This window comes from Tessaracoccus pujii (assembly GCF_054483895.1).
In genome coordinates, this window is the sequence record NZ_CM137012.1 from 1,410,478 (window position 1) to 1,432,482 (window position 22,005).

At 72.9% G+C, this 22,005-nt stretch carries 15 protein-coding genes; 8 read left to right on the top strand and 7 right to left on the bottom strand.

Annotation, left to right across the window (positions count from 1 at the left end):
- Positions 1-29 precede the first annotated feature (29 nt).
- Genes ACX1D0_RS06905 through ACX1D0_RS06915 form a run of 3 tightly spaced genes read left to right on the top strand, consistent with a single transcriptional unit; the run spans position 30 to position 3,810 of the window.
- Positions 30-1,217, top strand: a complete 1,188-nt coding sequence (locus tag ACX1D0_RS06905; RefSeq protein WP_459020137.1) for a DUF58 domain-containing protein — start codon at positions 30-32, stop codon at positions 1,215-1,217.
- The gene (locus ACX1D0_RS06910) at positions 1,214-3,373 is read left to right on the top strand and encodes a transglutaminase TgpA family protein (protein WP_459020138.1); all 2,160 of its coding nucleotides are present in this window, start codon (positions 1,214-1,216) and stop codon (positions 3,371-3,373) included. Before ACX1D0_RS06905 ends, ACX1D0_RS06910 begins: the two co-directional genes overlap by 4 nt.
- A gap of 44 nt (positions 3,374-3,417) precedes the next feature.
- Positions 3,418-3,810, top strand: coding sequence for an SCO2097 family morphological protein (locus ACX1D0_RS06915; RefSeq protein WP_459020139.1), 393 nt, complete (start codon positions 3,418-3,420; stop codon positions 3,808-3,810).
- Positions 3,811-3,816: 6 nt separating this feature from the next.
- Here ACX1D0_RS06915 and ACX1D0_RS06920 read toward each other — a convergent pair whose 3' ends face one another.
- Genes ACX1D0_RS06920 through ACX1D0_RS06935 form a run of 4 tightly spaced genes read right to left on the bottom strand, consistent with a single transcriptional unit; the run spans position 3,817 to position 9,895 of the window.
- Positions 3,817-4,545 (bottom strand): gamma-glutamyl-gamma-aminobutyrate hydrolase family protein, encoded by a 729-nt coding sequence (locus ACX1D0_RS06920; RefSeq protein WP_459020140.1) that lies wholly within the window; start codon positions 4,543-4,545, stop codon positions 3,817-3,819.
- Positions 4,546-4,582: 37 nt separating this feature from the next.
- Positions 4,583-5,770 (bottom strand): DNA polymerase IV, encoded by a 1,188-nt coding sequence (gene dinB, locus ACX1D0_RS06925; RefSeq protein ID WP_459020141.1) that lies wholly within the window; start codon positions 5,768-5,770, stop codon positions 4,583-4,585.
- Position 5,771: 1 nt separating this feature from the next.
- On the bottom strand, positions 5,772-9,581 hold the full coding sequence (locus ACX1D0_RS06930; protein WP_459020142.1) for a DNA polymerase III subunit alpha: 3,810 nt from the start codon (positions 9,579-9,581) through the stop codon (positions 5,772-5,774).
- Positions 9,581-9,895 (bottom strand): DUF6504 family protein, encoded by a 315-nt coding sequence (locus tag ACX1D0_RS06935; RefSeq protein WP_459020143.1) that lies wholly within the window; start codon positions 9,893-9,895, stop codon positions 9,581-9,583. The genes ACX1D0_RS06930 and ACX1D0_RS06935 overlap by 1 nt, the downstream gene beginning before the upstream one ends.
- A gap of 217 nt (positions 9,896-10,112) precedes the next feature.
- On the opposite strand from ACX1D0_RS06935, the gene ACX1D0_RS06940 reads away from it, so the two are divergent.
- Positions 10,113-11,246, top strand: a complete 1,134-nt coding sequence (locus ACX1D0_RS06940) for a hypothetical protein (RefSeq protein WP_459020144.1) — start codon at positions 10,113-10,115, stop codon at positions 11,244-11,246.
- A gap of 2 nt (positions 11,247-11,248) precedes the next feature.
- On the opposite strand, the gene ACX1D0_RS06945 is transcribed toward ACX1D0_RS06940, so the two are convergent.
- Positions 11,249-12,091 carry a formate/nitrite transporter family protein gene (locus ACX1D0_RS06945; protein ID WP_459020145.1) on the bottom strand — a complete coding sequence of 281 codons (843 nt, stop codon included), beginning with the start codon at positions 12,089-12,091 and terminating at the stop codon, positions 11,249-11,251.
- A gap of 218 nt (positions 12,092-12,309) precedes the next feature.
- Here ACX1D0_RS06945 and ACX1D0_RS06950 point away from each other — a divergent pair, with 218 nt between their 5' ends.
- Positions 12,310-14,508, top strand: coding sequence for a HelD family protein (locus tag ACX1D0_RS06950; RefSeq protein ID WP_459020146.1), 2,199 nt, complete (start codon positions 12,310-12,312; stop codon positions 14,506-14,508).
- Positions 14,509-14,642: 134 nt separating this feature from the next.
- On the opposite strand, the gene ACX1D0_RS06955 is transcribed toward ACX1D0_RS06950, so the two are convergent.
- Positions 14,643-15,533: a methylenetetrahydrofolate reductase gene (locus ACX1D0_RS06955; RefSeq protein ID WP_459020147.1), complete on the bottom strand. Its 891-nt coding sequence runs from the start codon at positions 15,531-15,533 to the stop codon at positions 14,643-14,645.
- Between the two features lie 37 nt (positions 15,534-15,570).
- Between ACX1D0_RS06955 and ACX1D0_RS06960 the strand changes: the two genes are divergently transcribed.
- Positions 15,571-16,662 (top strand): polyprenyl synthetase family protein, encoded by a 1,092-nt coding sequence (locus ACX1D0_RS06960; RefSeq protein WP_459020148.1) that lies wholly within the window; start codon positions 15,571-15,573, stop codon positions 16,660-16,662.
- Positions 16,652-19,039, top strand: coding sequence for an HAD-IC family P-type ATPase (locus tag ACX1D0_RS06965; protein WP_459020149.1), 2,388 nt, complete (start codon positions 16,652-16,654; stop codon positions 19,037-19,039). Before ACX1D0_RS06960 ends, ACX1D0_RS06965 begins: the two co-directional genes overlap by 11 nt.
- Here the strand turns inward: ACX1D0_RS06965 and ACX1D0_RS06970 are convergent.
- Positions 19,027-19,707, bottom strand: coding sequence for a thiamine phosphate synthase (locus ACX1D0_RS06970; protein ID WP_459020150.1), 681 nt, complete (start codon positions 19,705-19,707; stop codon positions 19,027-19,029). The two genes, ACX1D0_RS06965 and ACX1D0_RS06970, sit on opposite strands and share 13 nt — an antisense overlap.
- 149 nt (positions 19,708-19,856) lie before the next feature.
- On the opposite strand from ACX1D0_RS06970, the gene pknB reads away from it, so the two are divergent.
- Positions 19,857-21,992 carry a Stk1 family PASTA domain-containing Ser/Thr kinase gene (gene pknB / locus ACX1D0_RS06975; RefSeq protein ID WP_459020151.1) on the top strand — a complete coding sequence of 712 codons (2,136 nt, stop codon included), beginning with the start codon at positions 19,857-19,859 and terminating at the stop codon, positions 21,990-21,992.
- Positions 21,993-22,005 lie beyond the last annotated feature (13 nt).

Sequence of the window (22,005 nt, forward strand, 5' to 3'; positions counted from 1 at the left end):
GGGGCACACGGCTGACGGGCCGCGGCATCATGCTGCTGGTCCTGGGCGCCGCCGCCACCGTCGGCTCGGGCTACCTGGGTGAGCGGGACCTCATGTGGGTGGCCCTCACGCTCGCGGTCCTGCCGCTGCTCGCCGTCGGCTACCTGATCCTGGCGGGCCCACGGGTGAGCCACCAGCGCTCCCTGACCCCCGCCACCATCCCCGTCGGCTCCTCCACCCGCATCGTGCTGCAGGTGGCCAACCAGTCCCCCGCGCAGGCCAGCGCGCTGCGCTTCCTCGACGAGGCGCCCGAGGTGCTCGGCGGCGGGGCCCGCTTCGTCATCGCCCGCGGCTTCGGCCGGTGGCGCCAGGCCGTGGGCTACACCCTCGAGGCCGACCTGAGGGGGCGGTTCGAGGTCGGGCCCCTGCTCGGCAACGCCTCGGACCCCTTCGGGCTCGCCACCCGCACGTTCACCTCGGCCGGCGACTCCTCCCTCCTGCGCGTCACCCCGAGGGTGTGGCCGCTGGGCGAGCTCACGGGCGGGGCCGGGCTCGGCGCGGCGGGCGACGCCACGCCGCAGCGGATCGGCCAGGCGGGGCAGGACGACGTGCTGGTGCGCGAGCACCGCCACGGCGACGACATGCGGCGCGTGCACTGGAAGATGTCCGCCAAACAGGGCGATCTCATGGTCCGGCTGGAGGAGCACCCGTGGGACCCGTCGAGCACGCTCGTCGTGGACAACCGCCTCGCCGCCCACCGCGGGGAGGGGCCGACGGGAAGCCTCGAGTGGGCCGTCTCCGCGGTCACCTCCATCGCCGCGCTCCTGGTCGAGGGCCGCCACCGGCTCGCGGTGGTGGCGCCGTCGGGCACGGTGTTCGAGTCCGGACACGCCGTCGGGCACGGCGCCCAGCACGCCCTGCTCGAGGCGATGACGGACCTGGCGCCGTCGGAGGAGACGTGGCTCGGTCGCGCCGTCACGGACACGGAGGCGCTCACCTCGGCCGCCTCCATCATCGCCGCCACGGGCCTGCTGCGCGCGGCTGACGCGGCGGCGCTGGTCGCGGCGGGCGGGCGCGCGCGCAGCCTGGTGGCGCTGGTCCCCGACGCCCGGGCGTGGGGAGCTGTCGACGACGAGCACGACGACGCCTGCCGGCTCCTGCGCAACCACGGCTGGACCCTGGAGAGCTACCGGCCCGGCGAGCCGGTGCCGCAGGTGTGGACCCGGGTGTCGCGGTGAGATTCAGCTACCACCCCTGGACGAGCGTCGTGGCCGCCGTGGCCGTGTGGCTCGGGCTGCTCCCGCTGGCGACGATGGTGCAGGGCACCGGTTACCTCCTCGAGGCGGCCGTCGTGACGGCTGGGGCAGGCGTGCTCGGGGCGGGGTTGGCGGCGCTGCGGCTACCGCGGGCGCTGGTCCTCCTTGCCCAGATCCTGGCCGTCGGCGCCTACGTCGCCTGGCGGGCGACGGCGCTGGCCGGCGCCGGGATCATGGCGCCGGTCTCCTCCATCGGGTCACTGGTGGCCGAGGGGGTCCTCACCATCCGCACGGGCGCGGCGCCCGTCGAGCCCACCCCCGGCCTGATGTGGCTGATCGTGGCCCTCACCGCACTCCTCGTGCTGGTGGTGGAACTGCTGATCAACGTGCTGGAACAGCCGGGGTGGGCCATCGCACCGCTGGGACTGGCCTACGGCATCGCGGCCGTCACGCTGGTCACCGACCTCGAGTTCCCCTACCTGCTGCCCGTGGTGGTGGGCTACCTGGCCGTTCTGCTGAGCGCCACGGGCCTCGCCGACGAGGTCACCGGGAAGGCGTCGCGGGTGGGCGCCTACCTGCTGTCGCGCACGCAGGTGGCGGTGGCGGCCGGCGCGGTGGCCGTTGTTCTGGCCCTGTTACTGGCGCCGCTGGTGCCCCTGGGCGAGAAGCAGCCCTGGAACACCACGGGCCTCGACGGCCCCATCCAGCTGAGCGACCCGACGGTGCGCCTCGAGCAGGACCTCAAACGCCCCCAGGACAGCCGGGTGCTGACCTACCGCACAAGCAACGACGAGCCGGCCTACATCCGCACGGTCGCACTGCCGGAACTGAGCACGTCAGGGGCACGGCTCCTGCCCATGCGGCTGTCGCGCTTCGGGCTGTCGGGCGCCTACTCGTTCCCGGGCGAACGGGTGGAGGTCGAGGTCACCATGGCCGGCGTCCCCTCGGAATACCTCCCGGCGCCGTTCGCCGTCGACTCCATCGACGCCGCGGGGAGCTGGAGCTTCGACCCGGACACGATGAGTGTGGTGGCCTCCGGCCCGGACCGCCTCGAGCAGACCATCGACCTCACCTACTCAGTGGTCTCGACCATGCCCTCCCCGACGCGCGAGGACATCGAGGCCGCCGAGGCGGGCAGCACCGACGCGGTCACCCTGGCGGTGCCCGAGGGGCTGGACCCCGGGGTGGCCGAGCTGACCGCCGAGGTGGTGGCCGGCGCCGAGACCAGCGGCCAGAAGGCCCTTGCCATCCAGGAGTTCCTCCGCTCGGAGGAGTTCGCCTACTCCTTCGACGCGCCGCCGTCCACGGGGACCGACGCCATCAGCAGCTTCCTGCTCGACGAGCGGGCCGGCTACTGCATCCACTTCGCGGCCGCGATGATCACCATGGCCAGGACCGAGGGGATCCCCGCGCGCATGGCGATCGGGTTCGCGCCGGGCGAGCGCCTCGAGGACGGCTCCTTCGAGGTCACCGCCCACGACGCGCACTCGTGGCCCGAGCTCTACTTCGACGGCCTCGGCTGGATCCCGTTCGAGCCCACGCCTGCCTACGACGGGCCCACGGAGTACACCGATCCCGCCGCGCAGCCCTCGGAGAGCCCGTCGGCGTCGGCCTCGCCCAGCCCGTCGGCGTCCGCGACGCCCTCGGCCCTCCCGCCGGAGGCCCCCACGCCCACGCTCACCCCCACTGCGCCCGGCGGGTTCGGCGGAACCGACTGGACGATCTGGCTGCTGGTCGGGGTCGGCGTGCTGGTGCTGTTGGCCCTGCCCGCGCTCGTGCGCCTCATCCAGCGCTGGTGGCGGCTGCGGGGCGGGGACCCGAGGGTCGCGGCGGGGTCCGCCTGGCTCGAGGTGGAGTCGCTCTTCCGCGACTTCGGGCGCCCATGGCCCGACGGCTCCCCCGGACCCGTGGCTGTCGCGGCTGCCGAGGGGCTGGGCGCCAACGGCGCCGCCGCTCTCAAGGCGATCGCGCACACCGTCGAGGTCAGCCGGTTCTCGCGCACGGCCGCGGATCCCGGGCGGCTCCCCGCCGAGGTGCGGGCCCTGCGCGCCGCGCTGGTGGCGCGGTCCACGCCCATGGTCCGGGCCCGCGCGGTACTGCTTCCAGCCTCTCTCTGGAGGCGGGCTCCAGCGGGTTGACCCCGCGCATAGACTGGGATGAAAGGCTGGACGAGGGAGAACCAATGGCGCTTTCTGAGCAGGAACGCAAGCTGCTGGAGCAGCTTGAGGCGTCCCTCATGGCCGAGGACCCCAAGCTCGCTGATGCGCTGAGCGGGTCGTCGTCCATCCGGATCCACCGCCGTCGGGCGGCCGTCGCGGGGCTGGGCTTCATCGTCGGGGTCGTGGTGCTGCTCGTGGGCGTGCAGGTTCACCCGGCTGTGAGCGTGCTGGGCTTCCTGCTCATGCTCGGCGGGGCACTCATCGGCATCCACTCGTGGCGCCGCGTCGAGGACGACGGCGGGCACGCAAGCAAGCTGCGCCCGCAGGCCCCCAGGCCCCCGTCGTCCACCTCCTCGCAGGACTTCATGGACAAGCTCGAGGAGCGGTGGCGCCGCCGCCAACAGGGCGACCTCTGAGGCACATCAGGCGCTGAGCCGCTGCGCGCGTACGTGCGCCTCCAGCCAGGCGAGGAGCCCGGTCAGCTGAGCCGGCTCCGCCCCCGCGTCCTCCGGGTGCCACTGCACGGCCAGCACCGGGCGCTCCGGGTCCTCGAGGCCCTCGATGACGCCGTCATGCGTGGCCCACGCCGTGGCCACCAGGCCCGCGCCGAGCCGTTCGACACCCTGATGGTGAGAGCTGCGCACCAGTAGCTGCTCGCCGGGAAGGGCGTCGGCCAGCTGCGAGCCGGGCGCCACGTCGACGAGGTGATCGCGCATGCCGCGCTCGCCGTCCGGAAGCCGGTGGGTGAGGTGCGTGGGTAGGTGCTGGGCGATGTCACCGCCGTAGGCGACGTTGATGAGCTGGAGGCCGCGGCAGATCCCGAGCAACGGGCGGCGATCCGCCACGCAGGCCTGCACCACCGCGATGGAGCGGCGGTCCGCTGTGCCGAGATGGTCACCGGACCCGGGGTATTCGGAGCGGCCGTGGTACACCCGAGGGTCCACGTCGTGCCCGCCGAGCAGGACGACGGCGTCCGCCGCGGCCAGCGCGGTGTGCCACACGTGGTCTCCGCAGTCCTGCAGGCCGATGAGGGTGGCCTGCCACCCCTCGTCGGCGGCGAGGTCCACGGTGCGGTCCGCCAGGGCCGTGAGGAGTTCGCCGAAATGCCCGGGCTCGTAGCGGGAGGCGGGGGCGATGACAAGGAGCTTCATCTCACCCATCGTGCTCATGACGCGTTGCGAACGGGTATCAGGCGTGGATCAATCGGGGGTCCTTTCGGCGGGCGAGCCGGGCCCGTTGCACGGCATGCGGGCCGAACCGCAGCACCGCCTTGTCTATCGCCTCCTCCGCCTCCGCCCATCCGCGCGCCGGCTCGTCGAGGGCGGGCTGCTGGTAGGTGCTGGATCTGGGCACCAGCTTCTCCACCCGCACCCCCACCCGGCGGATCCGGGCGCGCTGGAGGTTGAGCCGGGTGAACAGGCGCATCGCCTCGGCGTAGACGTCGTTGGTGCGGTCCGTGGGCGCGGCGAGCGTGCCGGTGCGGGTGATCGTGGTGAAGTCCGCGAACCGCACCGAGAGCGTCACCGTGCGCCCCACCATGGACTGTGCCCGCATCCGCGAGGCTGTGCGGTCCGCCATCCGCAGGATTTCGGTGGCGACCACCTCCGCATCGTCGGTGTCCTGCGGGAACGTCTCCTGCGAGCCGACGCTGTGCTCCGCCGGCTCCCGGGACAGCACCGAGCGCTCATCGCGGCCCCAGGCGAGGTCCGACAGCAGCGCGCCCTGGCCGTCGCCGAGGGCCCTCTGCAGGGTGGCGCGGGGGGTGGTGGCGAGGTCCCGCACCGTGCTGAGCCCCAGCCGGTGCAGCCGCTCCGCCGTCGCCTCCCCCACTCCCCAGATGGCCTCCACCGGCAGCGGGTGCAGGAAGGCGATGACCTCCTCGTCGCGCACCCGCGCCAACCCGTCGGGCTTGGCCTGCTTGGAGGCCAGCTTCGCGATGAACTTGCTGGGGCCGATGCCGACGGAGCACGCCACCCTCTGCTCGTCCATCACCTGGGCGCGCAGCTGCTCCGCGACGGAGACCGGGTCTCCGCCCAGCCGGCGCAGCGCGGTGGTGAGGTCGATGAACGCCTCGTCGATGGAGGCCATCTCCACCTTGTCCGTCAGCGTGTCGAAGATCTCGCTGACGCCCGCCGAGACGGCGGAGTAGTGGTCGAAGTCCGGGTGGACGACGGCCACCTGGGGACACAGCCGCCGGGCCCGGCTCGATGGCATCCCCGCGCTGATCCCGAACCGGCGGGCCGGGTAGTTGGCCGAGAGCACCACCCCGCGGGTGGAGCCGCCGACGAACATCGGCACGTCGCGCAGCTGCGGGTGGCGGGCCATCTCCACCGACGCGTAGAACGCGTCCATGTCCACGTGTGCGATGACGCGCATGTCACCTCCCCGAACTTCCCGGGCTGGAATGCCACAGCTTGCGCGGCGCCTCGGCCGCGCCCGTGCCCGCCGGCTTGATGTCCGAGTACGGCGACTGCGTGAAGCCGCTGGCGTGCACCAGCACGCGACGGCGCCCCATGCCCCCGGCGCGGGTGTGCTCCTGCGGATCCGGCGGCGGCTCGTCGTCCTGGCCTGCGGGGCCGGGCCGGGGCGCCGGGACGACCTCCGGCGAGGGCTTCGAGGGGCGCCACTCGCCCACCATGCTGTACCCCACGGGCTCCTCGTCGATGATGGCCACCACCGCCGCGACCGCCTCCGCCTCCGTCGCCCCCTCCGCCAGCGCCGCGCGCCACGCCTGGTCCAGCCGGCCCAGGTCCCAGCAGCCGGTGGCGCGGATGGACACGCCCCTGGGCCCCGTGCGGCGGACCTTGCCGCGCACCAGCACCATCCATGACGAGAACACCGTGGCCGCATACGGCCCCTGCGCGTCCTCGAAGAAGGTGGTGTCCACCGGGCCGGTGGAATCGTCCAGGGTCAGGAAGATCACCCGCCGCCCCGACCGCACCGGCGGCGTCTGCGTGGCCACCTTCACCCCGGCGACGAGGATCTCGGACTGGTTGCGCTGCTCCAGCAGCGTGCGGGAACTGGTGGCGCCCAGCGCCCGCAGCAGCGGGAGGTAGCGCTCCATGATGTGCTGGCTGGCGTCCAGGCCGAGGATCTCCAGCTCCGCCTTCAGGCGCTGCTCGTCGTCCATCTCCGGCAGGCCGGTGACGGGGACGTCCGCCGTCGGCTCAGCCTCCGCGTCCCCGAAGTCCAGCGCGCCCTGCACCGCCTGCGGCGCGTGGCCCAGCCGTTGCCGCTGCGCCCAGGCGAGGTCACCGGGGTCCTGCCCGGCGACGGCGCGGCGCCGGCCCTTCGCGCGGGTGGCGGCCCGCTCGTCCGCCCGTCGCTCGCGGTGCAGGTCCGCCAGCGCCAGGAGGAGATCCCGGCGGGTGACCTGGCCGCGGCGCTGCACCGACGCGTGCCGGCCGATGCCGTAGAGGTGGTCGAACGCGCCGGCGAGGATCAGCCGCTCGACGACGGGTTCCGCCACCCGCGCCCGCGCCCAGCAGTCCGAGAGCGAGGCATAGGGCTGGCCGGCGACGATGCGCTCCATCTCCGCCTCCCCCATGCCCTTGACGTCCGCCAGCGAGAGCCGGATGCCCCACCCGTCGATCTGAGGCAGCCCGTCGGTGCTGGGCGGGGCCCCCATGGCGAGGTGCTCCGGCAGGGCCATCGGGGCCTCGCCGTCGGCCAGGCGCTCGGCGCGGTACTGCGCCGTGCTGCGGTTGACGTCCAGCCCGAGGACCGCGATGTTCATCCGACGCGCCTCCTCCAGCAGGAGCCGCTTGGGGTACATGCCCGGATCATGCGTGAGGATGCCGGCCAGGAAATGCGCCGGGTAATAGCGCTTCAGCCACGCCGACTGGTAGGTGGGCAGCGCGAACGCCGCCGCGTGCGCCTTGCAGAACCCGAAGGAGGCGAACGATTCGAGGATGTCCCAGATCTGCTCGACGATGGGGTCCTCGTAGCCGCGGGCGCGCGCCTTGGGCCAGAACCACTCCTTGACCTGCGCCTGGCCCTCCTTGTCCCCCAGCGCCCGGCGCACCTCGTCGCCCTGGGCCAGCGAGCAGCCCGTGACCACCGAGATGATCTGGATGATCTGCTCGTGGAACACGACGACGCCCTGGGTCTGCTCCAGCGCCGGGATGAGGCTGGGGTGCAGGTACTCCGGCTCCGCCCAGCCCTGCCGCGCCTCGAGGAACGGGGTGACCATGTCCGACTTCACGGGGCCGGGCCGGAAGAGGGAGATGTCCACGATGATGTCGTGGAAGGTCTCCGGCCCGAACTTGCCCACCAGCTCCCGCTGGCCGGGCGACTCGATCTGGAAGCAGCCGAGCGTGGCGCGGTGGGCGATCATGTCGTAGACCGCCGGGTCGTCGAAGGGCTCCAGCTCGTCGATGAGGGCCGGGGGCCCCGACGGCGAGGTGCGCCCGATCTCCGTCAGCGCGTGCGCCATGGCCGACTGCATCCGGATGCCGAGCACGTCCAGCTTGAGCAGGCCGAGATCCTCCACGTCGTCCTTGTCGAACTGGCTCATGGGGTAGCCGCCGAAGCTGGCCTCCAGCGGGGTGCGCTGCCCGAGCGACGAATCGCTGAGGATCACGCCGCAGGGGTGCAGGGCGATGTGCCGGGGCAGCCCGTCGAGCGACTCGACCAGCGAGAACAGCACGTCCAGCCGCTCCTCCCCCAGGCCCGCGGCGCGCAACTCCGGCAGGTCCCGGAGCGCGGCGCGCGCGTCCCGGGCGCGGATGTGCGGGAAGGCCTTGGCCATGGCGTCCACCTCCACCGGCGCCAGGCTGAGCGCGGCGCCCACGTCCCGCACGGCGTGCCGCACCCGGTAGGTCTCGATCATGGCCACGCACGCCACCCGCTGGCCGCCGAAGGTGGCCAGGATCGTGTCGTAGACCTCCGTGCGGCGGGCGGACTCCACGTCGAGGTCGATGTCCGGCAGCGCCACCCGCAGCGGGGACAGGAAGCGCTCCATGATCAGGCCGTGCCGGATGGGGTCCACCCCTGAGACGCCGAGGGCGTAGTTGACCAGGCTGCCGGCGCCGGAGCCGCGGGCGGCGCAGCGGATGCCCAGCTCCCGGACGAGGCCCACCACGTCGGCGACCGTGAGGAAGTAGGACTCGAAACCGAGCTTTCCGATGACGGCCAGCTCGTCGTCGAGGCGGCCGGTCACCTCTGCGGTGAGGGCGCCGTACCGCTGCGCCAGGCCCGCCTCGCAGCGCGCCCGCAGCACCGAGGGCGCCAGCTCGACGGTGGTGCCGAGGGTCTCGAACTCCGGCAGGCGGATCTCCCCCAGCCCGACGTCCCCGACGGGGTCCAGCCGGCACCGCTCGGCGAGGTGCCGGGTGGCGCGCAGCAGGGCCGTGCCGTCCGGCTCACCGGCGAGCCTGGCCGCCTCGTCCGCCGCGACCGCCATGGCCTCCCCCGTCTTCAGGTAGCCCTCCGCGTTTCGCCTGTCGATGGTGCGCACGTCCAGCGGCGCCAGGCGGCGCGCGGCGTCCAGCACGTCCGCGGTGGCGGCCTGCTCCCGGCGCGCCATCCGTGCCGCGTTGGTGAGCACGACGGGGAGGCCCAGCCGGCGGGCCAGGCGGATCATGCCCGCCGCGTGGTGCGCCGACCCCGCCCCGCGGCCACCCACCTGGTGGTTGGTGGCGGCCAGGACCAGGCCGGAGCCCAGCTCCGCGCGCCACCGCCTGGCCGCGACCTCCGCCAGATCCGGGCGGCCCACGGCGAGCGCCTCGCCCACCTCCGAATCCGCGCCGAGCAGCACCACGGCGTCGTGCCCTGCGCAGTGCCGCGCGAGGATGCCGAGGGAGACCACCGGATCACCGCGTTCGCCCGTGAGCTGGGCCTCGGTGATGAGCGCGCACAGCGTGCCCCACCCCGCCCTGGAGGTGGCCAGCACCACGACGCGCGGGAGGCGCTCGTCGCGCAACTGCCCGCCGCGGGCCGCCGAGGGGCGCCGCGTGGCCTGCCACCCGGCCGGGCGCACCGCCAGGTCCACCCCGACGATGGGGGCGATCCCGGCCTTGAGGCAGGCCTTGGCGAAACGGACCGCGCCGTAGAGGCCGCCGCGGTCCGTGAGCGCGAGCGCGTCCATGCCGTGGCGCACCGCTTCGGCCACCAGCTCACCGGGGTGCGACGCGCCGTACTGGAAGGAGTATCCGGAGGCCACGCGCAGGTGCACGAACTCCGACATCAGTCCAGCACCGCCTGGAGCACCCAGTCCTCTGCGTCCACCGTGCGCGCCAGCTCGTAGACGCCGCGGTGCCGCCCGTTGCCGGCCTCGACGCGCCACACCTCCCGCTCGCCGAGCAGGTCGCGGGCCGCGACCTCCTCGCCCCGCTCCGCCGCGACCTCCTCGCCCCGCGCCGCGCGCACCTGCCGCCCGGACCACCACGGCGTGGCGCGGCTCCACCGCCCCTGGACCTCCTTGACCAGCAGCAGCCGGTCCCGCCAGATGAACTGGCGGGGCTCGTCGCTGAACAGCACGTGGATGGGTTCGTCGTACATGCGCATGGCGGCCTTCCGGGGAGATGAGGGGGTGCAGACTGTGCTTCTCGACCCGGGAGCCCTGGCCCGGCGTAGGGGTCGAAGCTACGCCGGGCCAGGGCGGCCCATACCGTGCGCCTGTTCCACCAGAGCTTCCCCGAACTAATAGAACAGGCGTTCGGTAGTTCCTACTATATGCCCCCCCACCGACAGAACGTCAACCCCTATCCTGGGCGGCATGCTCACGATCCGCGGCGGCACGCTGGCCGGCATGGCCTGCGCCGCCCGGCTCGCGAAACTGGGCCACCAGGTGCGCCTCGACCTCTGCGGTGAGGCCATGGGCGGCCGGTGGGCGGCCGAGCGTGGGCAGCTGCCCCCCGTCGTGACGCTGCCGGCCCCCTGGCGCGACCTGTTCAAGAAATCGGGCCGCACCCTCGATGCGGAGCTGGCCCGCGCCGGCCTGGCCATGACGGAGGCGCCGCCCGCCGTCCACCGCTTCGACGACGGCGCCGAGCTCGCGCTGCCCACCGAGCGCGGGCAGCAGTTCGCCGTCCTCAGCAGCCGGTACGGGCGGCCGGTCGCGGAGCGGTGGCGCGACACCCTCGACACCCTGGACGACGCCTGGCTCGCGGCGCGGCGGTTCGGCGTGGAGCGCCCGGACGCGCCGGCCACCCGGGCGGACCGCCGGGCGTTGCTGCTGGACCGCACCCTCGCCGACGTCGCGGACCGCGTGGGCCATCCCCACCTGGCGCGGATCGTGCTGGACCTGGCCCCGCCGGCCGGCACCCGGTCCCGCCGCGCCCCGGCGCTGCTGGCCACCCGGCTGGTGGTGGAGCGCACGTTCGGGCGGTGGATCGTCGTCGACGACGCCGGCCGCACGCAGAGCGCCACGCGGCTGGTCGATCTGCTCGAGGGGCGGTTGGCCACGCGCCGGGTGGAGGTCGTCGACGGCGCCCCCGCGGCGCCCGCGGTGGACTGCCTCCCCCGTCGCCCCCGCTGGGCGCGCCCTGCCCTGGCGCCCGCCGTCGGCTCCTCGGTGGCGGACCGTGGCGGCGTGGCGGGCGAGGCGGTGGACCACACCGGGGCCCAGCCGGTGGTGACCTGGCGGACGCCCGGCCCGGACGGGGATCGGCTGCTGACGTGGGACTTCACCCGCGCTCGGCCGGACCTCGCCTGGGGGCTGGAGCCCACGTCGGGGCGGGCGGCGCTGCGCCGGCCGCGCGTGGTCGGGGCGGTCCCGGCCGCGTCGTCGTGCTCCCCCGCCGGCCCCGAGCCGTGGGCCGAGCTGGCCAGCGCGGCCCTGGCGGTCTACGAGGTGCACGAGCGCCTCACGGGTGAGGACGCGCGCCCCACCAACCGGGCGCGGCGGTGACCTCAGGCGCGCGCCGCGAGCCGCCGGTCGTCGTTGACATGGGCGTAGTAGACGCCGATGAGCACGCCGCCGCCGATGAAGTTGCCCAGCAGGGCCACCGCGACGTTGCCGATGGCGGGCCACACGTCGACCCCCTGGGTGAAGCCCACGATGGTGAACAGGATGGTGTTGGCCACGGAGTGCTCGAGCCCCAGGAACGCGAAGATGAACACCGACATCACCATGGTCAGCGCCATGGTGATGGAGTCCTTGAGGAAGCCGTTGTAGACCAGCAGCATCGCCACATTGATCATGAGGTTGCAGAGGATGGCGCGGACGAACAGGTCGCCGACGCCGGACATCGAGGACATGTACCCGAGCTTCACCTCGACGGCGCCCAGCATCTTCTCGCCGACGGCGCCGCCCGTCAGGGTGGAGAACCTCGCCATGATCGCGAGGACGAGGCCCCCCAGCGCGTTGCCCAGGAAGCACAGCCCCAGCAGCCGGAGCCCGCGCATCCGCCCGAGCCGGCGGTGGTAGACGGCGATGGCGCTGACCATCATGTTGGAGGTGAGGAGCTCGGATTTGGTGTAGTAGATGAACACCAGCGCCCAGCCGAACACGAAGGCACCGATGGCCTTGCCGAGCCCGTAGCCGCCCTCCCCCAGGGCCGGGACGGAGGCGACGACGGACAGCACGGTGAAGTAGGCCAGGTAGAACAGCCCGATGAGGATGCCCGCCATGGCGGCGCGCTGCAGGTACTGCAGCGTGATCCGCCGCGACATCTCCGCCTTGGTGTCGGCGGCCTCAAGGACGGCGTCGATGAAGAAGAGGCCGGGGAACAGGCGTTGGCGATAAGGGTCCACGGGACAAGTTTGACATGACTTAGTTCGCTGGGACAGGGGGGCTGGGCTATTTCGTCCCTCAATTGTCAAAACAAATAGGTGTGACAGCGCGTCTGTGGCCATCAACCAGGCGTCAGGACCCGAGGCAGCGCCGACGGCGGAGCCAGGCGGACCCGTCGCCGCGACCCTCGCGCACCGAGTAGGCTTGACTGTCTGTCTCACCCAGAGGATGCATTGATTTGTCTACATCGCGCGCTGACCTCGAACGAGAGATCGCCCTGGAACAGGGGCACGTGGACAAGGTCTACGCCAACCTGTCCACCGCCACCGCGACGGCGAAGTCCATGGCCCAACAGGGACGCGAGATCTTCCTCACCGACCGCACCAACTTCCTCCGCGAGGAGGACGGCACCGCGCTGTTCGAGCGCGACGCCTTCGCCTACCAGGCGGCGCGTCGCCTCGCCATCCTCGACGCCGAGCACGAGGGCCTGGTCTTCGGCCGGATCGACCTCGCCGTCGAGGAGACGCGCTACATCGGCCGCATCGGCGTGCGCGACGAGGAGTACGAGCCGCTGGTGATCGACTGGCGCGCCCCCGCCGCCGAGCCGTTCTACCGCGCAACGCAGGCGGACCCGATGAACGTGGTGCGCCGTCGGGTCCTCCGGTGCCGCGACGACCGCGTGATCGGCCTCGAGGACGACCTGCTCGACGACTCGGTCGAGTCGGACCTGCCGATCTTCGGCGAGGGCGCGCTGATGGCGTCGCTCAGCCGGGCCCGAGGCCGCACGATGCGCGACATCGTCGCCACCATCCAGGCCGAGCAGGACGAGGCCATCCGCGCCCCCTACCAGGGCGTCACCGTGATCGCCGGCGGCCCCGGCACCGGCAAGACCGTCGTGGCGCTGCACCGCGCCGCCTACCTCCTCTACACCAACCGCGCCCGCCTCGAGAAGGGCGGCGTGCTCGTGGTGGGCCCGTCGAACGTGTTCATGAACTACATCGAGCGGGTGCTGCCCAGCCTCGGGGAGGACTCGGTGACCCTCAAGGCCATCGGCGGCGTGGCCGGCGACGTGCTGGGCCTCACCAGCGAGCGGGTCGACGAGGCCGCCGCGGCCACCGTCAAGGGCAGCCTCGGCATGCTCTCGGTGCTGCGGCGGCTGGTGCGCACCCCGTTGATCGACCACCCGGAGGCGCTGCGGGTGCGGGTGACCGTCAAGGGCGAGGTGCTCGGGCTCGGCCAGTCCGAGCTCGGCCGCATCCGGGACCAGGTCCTGTCCGGCACCAAGCTCAACCGCGGCCGCAAGCAGGCCACGGATCTGGTGGCTCAGGCGCTGATGCGCAAGTTCCCCGACGACGTGCCCATCGAGCCCGCCGAGCTGGAGGACCGCGTCCGGGAGCACCCCAGCCTGGCGATGTTCATGAACGCCTGGTGGCCCACGCTCACCGCCACGCGCGTGCTGTCGCGGCTGGCGGAGCCCGCGGTCGTGGAGCAGGTGGCGCCCGACCTGACGCCCGCCGAGCGGGAGGCTCTGGTGCGGTCCTACGCGTGGGTGGGCGGCAGCGACGAGGGGCCGGAGATCGTGCGCGGCTGGTCGGTGGCCGACATCGCGCTGCTCGACGAGCTGATCGACGTGCTGGGCGCCGCACCGGAGGACCCGGAGCCGGAGATGGACGTGTTCCTCGAGGGCGGGGACGTGCCGGAGGTGCTGAGCACGGCGGACCTGCTGCGCTTCGAACGTGTGGTGGATCTCGACGACGACCCACAGACCACCTACGCGCACATCCTCGTCGACGAGGGCCAGGACGTCACGCCCATGCAGTGGCGGATGCTGCGCCGACGGGGGCCGCAGTCGTCGTGGACCATCGTCGGGGACCCGGCGCAGAGTTCCTATCCCCATCAGGAGGAGACGGCGCGAGCGTTGGCGGACCTTGTGGGTCGGGGCCCGAACCGGACCTTCACGCTGAGCACCAACTACCGCTCCCCCAGCGAGGTGTTCGCGTTGGCGGCGCGGGTGATCACGAAGGTGTTCCCCGGCGCGGAGCTACCGAAGGCGGTGCGCTCGACGGGCGTGGAGCCGAGGCTGGCGCACGCCACCTCCGAGCGCCTTCACGAGGCGCTGCGCGAGGAGTTGCTGGAGCTGGCCGGTCAGGTCAGCGGCACGATCGGCGTGATCTGCCCGCCGTCGCTCGCCCAGGAGGTGCAGCGGCTGGTGATGCAGGACGTGCGGCTGCGGGAGTTCGAGAACCGGCTCATCGTGGTGACGGCGCTGCAGGCGAAGGGCCTGGAGTACGACGGGGTGGTGGTGGTGGCGCCGGACGCGATCGTCGCGGAGGCGCCCGGCGCGGAGCGGGTGCTGTACGTCGCGCTGACCCGGGCGACGCAGCGGATGGTGACGCTGGACCTCGGCACCTCGCGCTGGCAGGCCCTCCTCGCCTGATCATCCCGAGGAGCGCTCCACAGTGGGGATCCATGGATGGCAGACCGACCAGATATCACCACTGGACGGGCCAATTGCGGATCCCTGCGGATGGACTCCCGCGAAAGGCGAGGCGGCTCCCCAGGGAACGGGCGTCAGTCCTGGCGCTTCAGCTCGGCGAGGACCTCGCGGGTGGCCTTCGAGCGGTTCTGCGTGAAGAACTGCAGCCCAGGGGCGCCCGCGTCCAGCAGGCCGCGACACATGCGCACCGCCGCGGCCAGGCCCACCTCCCGGACCTCCTCCTTCGACGAGCAGGCCCGCAGCTCCGCGACGAAACCAGACGGCAGCTCCCGGCCTGACAAGGCAGCGAACCGCTCGATCTGCGAGATCACCGTCAACGGCATGATCCCCGGGATGATCGGGATCCCACAGCCCAGGCCGCGCATCCGCTCCACGAGCTCGCCGTAGCGCTCCCCCTCGAAGAACAGCTGCGTGATGGCGAACTCCGCCCCCGCCTCCACCTTGTCCAGGAGGATCCGGGCGTCGAGGTCCGGGTCGTTGCTGGTCTCGTGCGGGTTCGCGAACGCCGCGACACCCACGCAGAAGTCGCCCTCGGCCTTCACGAAGCGCACCAGTTCCGTGGCGTTGGGCAGGCCGTCGGGGTGCGCGGTCCAGGGGCCGCCGCCCGGCATGTCGCCGCGGATGGCCAGAATGTTGGTCACGCCCGCCTCGCGGTACTCCGCGAGCGCGGCCGACAGGTCCGCCTTGGACTGCCCCACGCACGTCAGGTGCCCCACGGTCAGCGGCCCGCCAGACGCCGCGATCCGGCGCGTGGCGCTGATCGTCCGGTCCCGCCGCGACCCGTTCGCCCCGTAGGTCACCGACACGAACGACGGCTCCAGCGGCGCCAGCGCCTCGACGGCGGCCCACAGGATGGGCTCCTCGTCCTCGGACCTGGGGGGGAAGAACTCGAACGAGTAGAGGGGACCCAGGGCTGAGCGGAACAGCTCTCCCACGGTCCGCAGGCTCGATTCAGTCACAGGCATGGGGCAACAATAGGGTTCGGGCGACTACGCTCGATGCGTGAGCCGCTCCCTGGACCCCGCCTTTCCGCTCGCCGCGACACTCCTGTCCGCGGTCAGCGAAACCATCGACGGTTACCTGGCGGCGCAGGAGCCCATGCTGCGGGCCATCGGGGCCGAGGCGATGCTCGACGTGGCCCGCGAGGCAACCGCCGGCGGCAAGCGGCTGCGTCCCGCCTACTGCTACTGGGCCTCCGTGGCGGCCGCTGGCCGGCCGGACGACGACACCGCCGTCCTCAAGGTGGCCTCCTCCCTGGACCTGCTGCACGTCAGCGCCCTGGTGCACGACGACCTCATCGACGCGGCCGACACCCGGCGCGGCCTTCCCGCCGCCCACAAGCGGTTCGAGCAGCTGCATGCGGCCCGGGAGGGCCGCGGCAGCGCCGAGGCGTTCGGCACGTCGTCGGCCATCCTGCTCGGCGACCTCCTCCTCATGTGGAGCCTGGACCTGGTCGACGCCTCCGGCGCACCCCACCTCGACCGCGCGCGTCCCCTGCTCAGCCTCATGCGGGCGGAGGTCACCGCCGGCCAGTACCTCGACGTCGCGGCCCAGTACGGCGTGACCGGCGCGTCCACGGTCGCCGAGGAGCTCGAGGTGGCGCAGCGGGTGCTGGAATACAAGTCGGCCAGCTACTCCATCCGCCGCCCGGCGCAGATCGGGGCCGCGCTCGGCGGGGCCGACGACGCGCTCATCGACGCGCTCGGCGAGTTCGGTTCCATCATCGGGCGCGCGTTCCAGCTGCGCGACGACGTGCTCGGCGTCTACGGCGAGGCGGCCGTGACCGGCAAGCCCTACGGCGGCGACATCCATGAGGGCAAGCGGACCGTGCTGGTGCTGACCGCGCTGAGGGACTCCGCCCCCGACGCCGCCGCTGAGCTCAGGGACCTGCTGGGCGCGCCCGGCCTGACCGACGGCGACGTCACCCGCGCCGGACAGCTCATCGACGCCTCGGGCGCCCGCGCCCACGTGGAGGCCGTCATCGACGACAGCCTCACCCGTGCGCTGGCCGTGCTGGACCGGGCCACCCTCACCCACGACGGCCGCACCGCGCTGGGCGAGCTCGCCGCGCGGAGCGTGCAGCGTGTCCACTGACCCCGAACTGAGCGGCCTGACCGCCGCGGACGTCGCTGCCCGCGTCGAGGCCGGCCAGGTCAACACCCTGCCGTCGCGCTCCGGCCGGACCACGTGGGGCATCGTGCGGGCCAACGTGTTCACCCGCGTCAACGGCATCCTGTTGGTGCTGTTCGTCATCGTGCTCAGTACCGGCAGCCCGAGCCAGGGCGCGTTCGCGTTGCTCATCGTCGCCAACTCCGTCATCGGCATCGTGCAGGAGCTGCGCGCCAAGCGCACGCTGGACAACCTGGCGGTGGTCGGCGAGGCGCACCCCGTCGTGGTGCGCGACGGCGAACGCCGCCAGATCGCCCGCGACGACGTGGTGCTCGACGACCTCATCGTCGTGCGCCCCGGGGACCAGATCGTGGTGGACGGCACCGTGGTGGCGGCGGACTACCTGGAGGTGGACGAGTCGCTGCTGACCGGCGAGGCGGACCCGGTGGCCAAGAGCCCCGGCGACGAGGTGCTCTCGGGCGCCTTCGTCGTGTCCGGGTCCGGCGCCTACACCGCGCAGAAGATCGGCGCCGACGCCTACGCCGCGCAGATCACCGCGCAGGCCGCGAAGTTCACGCTGGTGCACTCGGAGCTGCGCCAGGGCATCAACCAGATTCTCAAGTACGTCTCGTTCCTGCTCGTGCCCGTGGGCGCGCTGACCATCTACGTGCAGTTCAACCAGCCGGACACGACGTGGCAGGAGTCGGCGCTGCGGATGGTGGGGGCGCTGGTGCCGATGGTGCCGGAGGGGCTGGTGCTGCTGACCTCCATGGCGTTCGCGCTGGGCGTGATCCGGCTGGGCCGGCGGCAGTGCCTGGTGCAGGAGCTGCCCGCGATCGAGGGCCTGGCGCGGGTGAGCGTGGTGTGCGCGGACAAGACCGGCACCCTCACCCAGCACGCGATGACGCTCGGCGAGATCGTGTGCCTCGCCGGCGACGACGCCCGCGCCCGCGAGGTGCTGGCGCAGCTGGTGGCGGCGGATCCCGCGCCCAACGCGTCGATGCAGGCCGTGGCCGCGGCCATCGGGCCCGCTGCCGAGCCGTGGCCGGTGATCGCCCGGGCGCCGTTCACCTCCGCCCGGAAGTGGTCCGGGGCGAGCTTCGGCAGTGGCGAGTCGTGGGTGCTGGGCGCGCCGGACGTGCTGGCCGGGCCCGCCGTCGCCGCCCAAGCCGACGCGATCGCCGCGTCCGGGCGCCGCGTGCTGATGCTGGGCAGCTGCGCGGCGCGGGTGGACGACGATGACGCCCCCGGGCACCTCACCCCCCTGGCGCTGGTGGTGCTGGACCAGCTGATCCGCCCGGACGCGGCGGAGACGCTGGCCTACTTCCAGGACCAGGGCGTGAGGGTGAAGGTGATCTCGGGCGACAACGCGGCCTCCGTCGGCGCCGTCACGCGCTCGCTGGGCATGGACATCGGCGACCCGATCGACGCCCGCTCACTCCCCGCCGGCGGATCCGAGGAGCTGGCGGACGCCGTCGAGGCCAACGACGTGTTCGGCCGGGTGGTCCCGGAGCAGAAGCGGCAGATGGTCCGGGCGTTGCAGCAGCGCCGGCAGGTGGTGGCGATGACCGGCGACGGCGTCAACGACGTGCTGGCGCTCAAGGACGCGGACCTGGGTGTGGCGATGGGGTCCGGCGCGCCCGCCACGCGCGCGGTGGCGCAGATCGTGCTGCTCGACGACAGGTTCGCCACGCTCCCCCACGTCGTCGCGGAGGGGCGGCGGGTGATCGGCAACATCGAGCGCGTGGCCAAGCTGTTCCTCACCAAGACCATCTACGCCGTGGGGCTGGCGCTGGTGATCGGGCTCATGGGGCTGCCCAACCCGTTCCTGCCGCTGCAGATGACGGTGGTGGGGTGGTTCACCATCGGCATCCCGGCGTTCCTGCTCAGCCTCGCCCCCAACCGGGAGCGCGCCCGGCCCGGCTTCGTGCGCAGGACGTTGACGGTCGCGGTCCCCGGTGGCCTCACGGTGACCGCGGTGGCCACCGTCACCTACGTGATGACCCGCGGCTTCGGTGAGGTGCCGGACGCGGTGCAGCAGCAGGCGTCGACGGCGACGCTCGTGGCGCTGATCATGACGGCCACGTGGGTGCTGGCCACCGTCGCGCGGCCCTACTACTGGTGGCGGCTGGGGCTGGTGGCGTTCGCGTACGGGTTCTACTTCCTGATGTTCTACATCCCCGTGTGGCACGACGCGCTGGTGCTGGACACGACGAACCCCGCGGCGCTGACGGTGGGCCTCGTCGCGGGGGCGGTCGGCATGGCGGTGGTCGAGGCGACGTGGTGGGTCACGGCCGCCGTGCGCGGGGAACGCCCCGTCGTCTGGGAGCCGGGCAGGGGACGACGGCGTCAGGCGTGGTAGGCGTCGTCGCCGTAGTGCTCGGCGCCGGGTTCCACGAGCCACGCCGCCTTGAGGGCGTCGGCCAGCTCCTGCGTGGCCGCGAACGGGTCCGCGGCGCGGAACACCGCCGTCGACACCACCGCGCGGCGGGCGCCGGCGGCCAGCACCTCGGCGAGGTTGCCCATCTCGATGCCACCCGCGGCGAACCAGACGGGCGCGGCGGGCAGCGACATGGGCGGGTACTGCCGCGCCATCTCGGCCACCTCGTCGCTCACCCGTCCGTCGACGACGGCGGGGCCGACGAAGCCGAACGTGAACGGGTCCCCGTCGATCTTGTCCGCGTCCTCCGGCCCGTCGATGGAGCGGCCGAGCAGGGAGAAGTCGTGCGGGCGGCGGATCCCGAACGGGCGCCAGCCGGGGCGGCGGTAGAACACGACGTCGGCGTTGCACGCCTCGCCGACGTCGGCGGAATCCGTGGCGACGATGGTCTGCAGCCCGAAGAGGCGACGGCGGGCCACGTCGAGCACCTCGGCGGCCTCGTCGACGCTGCGCCCGCCGCGGCTGAGGATCAGCAGGTCCGCGCCGTGGGCGGCGAAATCGGCGGCTGAGGCGTCCGCCTGATCCGGCGGGATCACGAGGGCGAGGCGGGCCATGCGCAGGCGTGTCTTGAGTCCGACGAGAGCGGTCATGTGACCCAATCTAGCCCGCGGCGGGCACGTTGTTCCGGGTTCCTCACCGACTCGCCGCCGCGTCGGCACCGGCTCGGCGCGCCACCGGCACTACACTCGGGGTCCAGACGGGCTCGTACGGCCTCTTCCCCGACCGTGCATGGAGTGGTATGAACAGCACTTTCGACCCGTTGGTCGGTCACGTGCTCGACGGCCGCTACGAGATTGTGGCGAAGGTGGCGCGCGGTGGCATGGCCACGGTCTATCGCGCGCGCGACCTGCGCCTGTCGCGCGCGGTGGCAGTCAAGGTGATGCGAAGCGACCTCGGCGAGGACGACGAGTTCGCCGCCAAGTTCGACCGGGAGGCCCGCTCCGCCGCCGTCCTCAGCCACCCGGCCGTAGTCAGCGTGTTCGACCAGGGCAGCTCGCAGGGCCAGCCCTACATCGTGATGGAGTTCATCGACGGCGAGACGCTGCGCCGGGTGATCAGCCGCGAGGCCCCGCTGCCGCCGGACCGGGCGTTGGAGATCTTCGAGCAGGTGGCCGCCGCGCTGGCCTGCGCGCACGAGGCCGGCGTGGTGCACCGCGACATCAAGCCCGAGAACGTGATGATCACCGCCCGCGGGCAGATCAAGGTGGCGGACTTCGGGCTGGCCCGCCAGGTGGGCTCCCCGCAGATGACGGCCACCGGCGTCCTGGTCGGCACGGCCAGCTACCTGCCGCCGGAGCTGGTGACGCACTCGAGGCCCGACGGCCGCAGCGACGTGTACTCCGCCGGCGTGATGATGTTCGAGATGCTCACCGGCCGCAAGCCCCACACGGGCGAGAACAACTACCAGATCGCCTACCGGCACGTGAACGTGGACATCGAGAAGCCGTCGGAGCGGCTCAGCGAGATCGGGCACGCTGCCGAGTGGCAGATCCCGGACTATGTGGACACGCTGGTGCTCGCGTGCGTGGCGCGCGACCCACGGGCCCGGATCGCCGACGGGCGGGAACTGTTGACGGCGGTGCGGCGCATCCGGCACGAGCTGTCCCGCACCGGCGGCTCGGACAATCCGGCGCTGGCCGCGGCGATCCTGCCGGCCAGCCCCGCGGAGGACGAGCCCTCCCCCGGGTATCCGCGGACCTCCGAGCGGCCCAGGCCGTCGTCGCCGCACACGCCCGAGACCGTCGTCGTGCGGCGTGAGCGCGATGACTGGCGGGGCGCGAGTGTCGCGGGGACGGGATCGGGCGGGTCGGTCGCCGGGGTCGCGGCCTCGTCGACGGCGAACCCGGCCGGGAAACGTCGGCCGCCCCTCGCGCAGGCCGGCCACCCGGACCGCGCGCCGGTCTCGCCGCGCCCGCATCCCGGCGCCGGCCCGCGCAGCCAGCGCACCCCCGTCTTCCCCCAGCTGCACGTCTCCCACGACCCGGTGCACCGGCGGCGTCGCGGCGTGATCGCGATGCTGCTCATCGTCATGCTCACCGTGGGCGCGGGCGTCGGCTCGTGGTGGTGGATGGCGGGGCGGTTCACCACCGTGCCGGCGATGGCGAACCTGAACCAGGCGAAGGCCAGCGAGGCGGCCGAGGCCAACGCGGTGGTGATCGAGACCCTCGAGGAGTACTCCGAGACCGTCCCCGCCGGGCTGGTGATCAGCACGGATCCGACGGCGGGCGACCGGCTGCTGCGCGGCTCGACCGTGACGGTCGTGATGTCGCGCGGGCCGGAGCGGTACCCCATGCCCAAGGTGGTGGGCGCCACCCGCGAGGCGGCCGAGCGGGCCATCGTGGAGGGCCGGATGGCGGTGGGCACCGTCACGGAGGCGTGGTCCGAGTCGCGGCCGGCCGGCGAGGTGCTGAAGGCGTCGCAGGAGGTGGGCGCGCAGCTGAAGCCGGGCACGGTGATCGACATGACGGTGTCCAAGGGTCCGGAGCCGATCAGGATCCCGGATCTCACGGGCGACAAGTCGGATCAGGCCGTCAAGGAGCTGGAGAAGCTCGGCTTCAAGGTGAGCGTCAAGGAGGAGAACTCCGCGACGGTCGAGGCCGGGCGGATCATCAAGCAGGACCCCAGGACCGGCACGGGCAAGCGGGGCGACACCATCACGATCACCCGCTCGCTGGGGCCGGTGATGGTGACCATCCCGTCGGTGCGGCTGAAGAGCACCGACGAGGCGACGAAGCTGCTGACGGACCTGGATCTGGTGGTGGAGGTGCGGAGGTCGTCGGACTTCCCGATCCCGCTGGACATCGCCTCCGGCACGGACCCGGGCGAGGGCACATCCGTGCCGGTCGGCACCAAGGTCATCCTCCACGTCGCCTGACCGAACTGCGCTA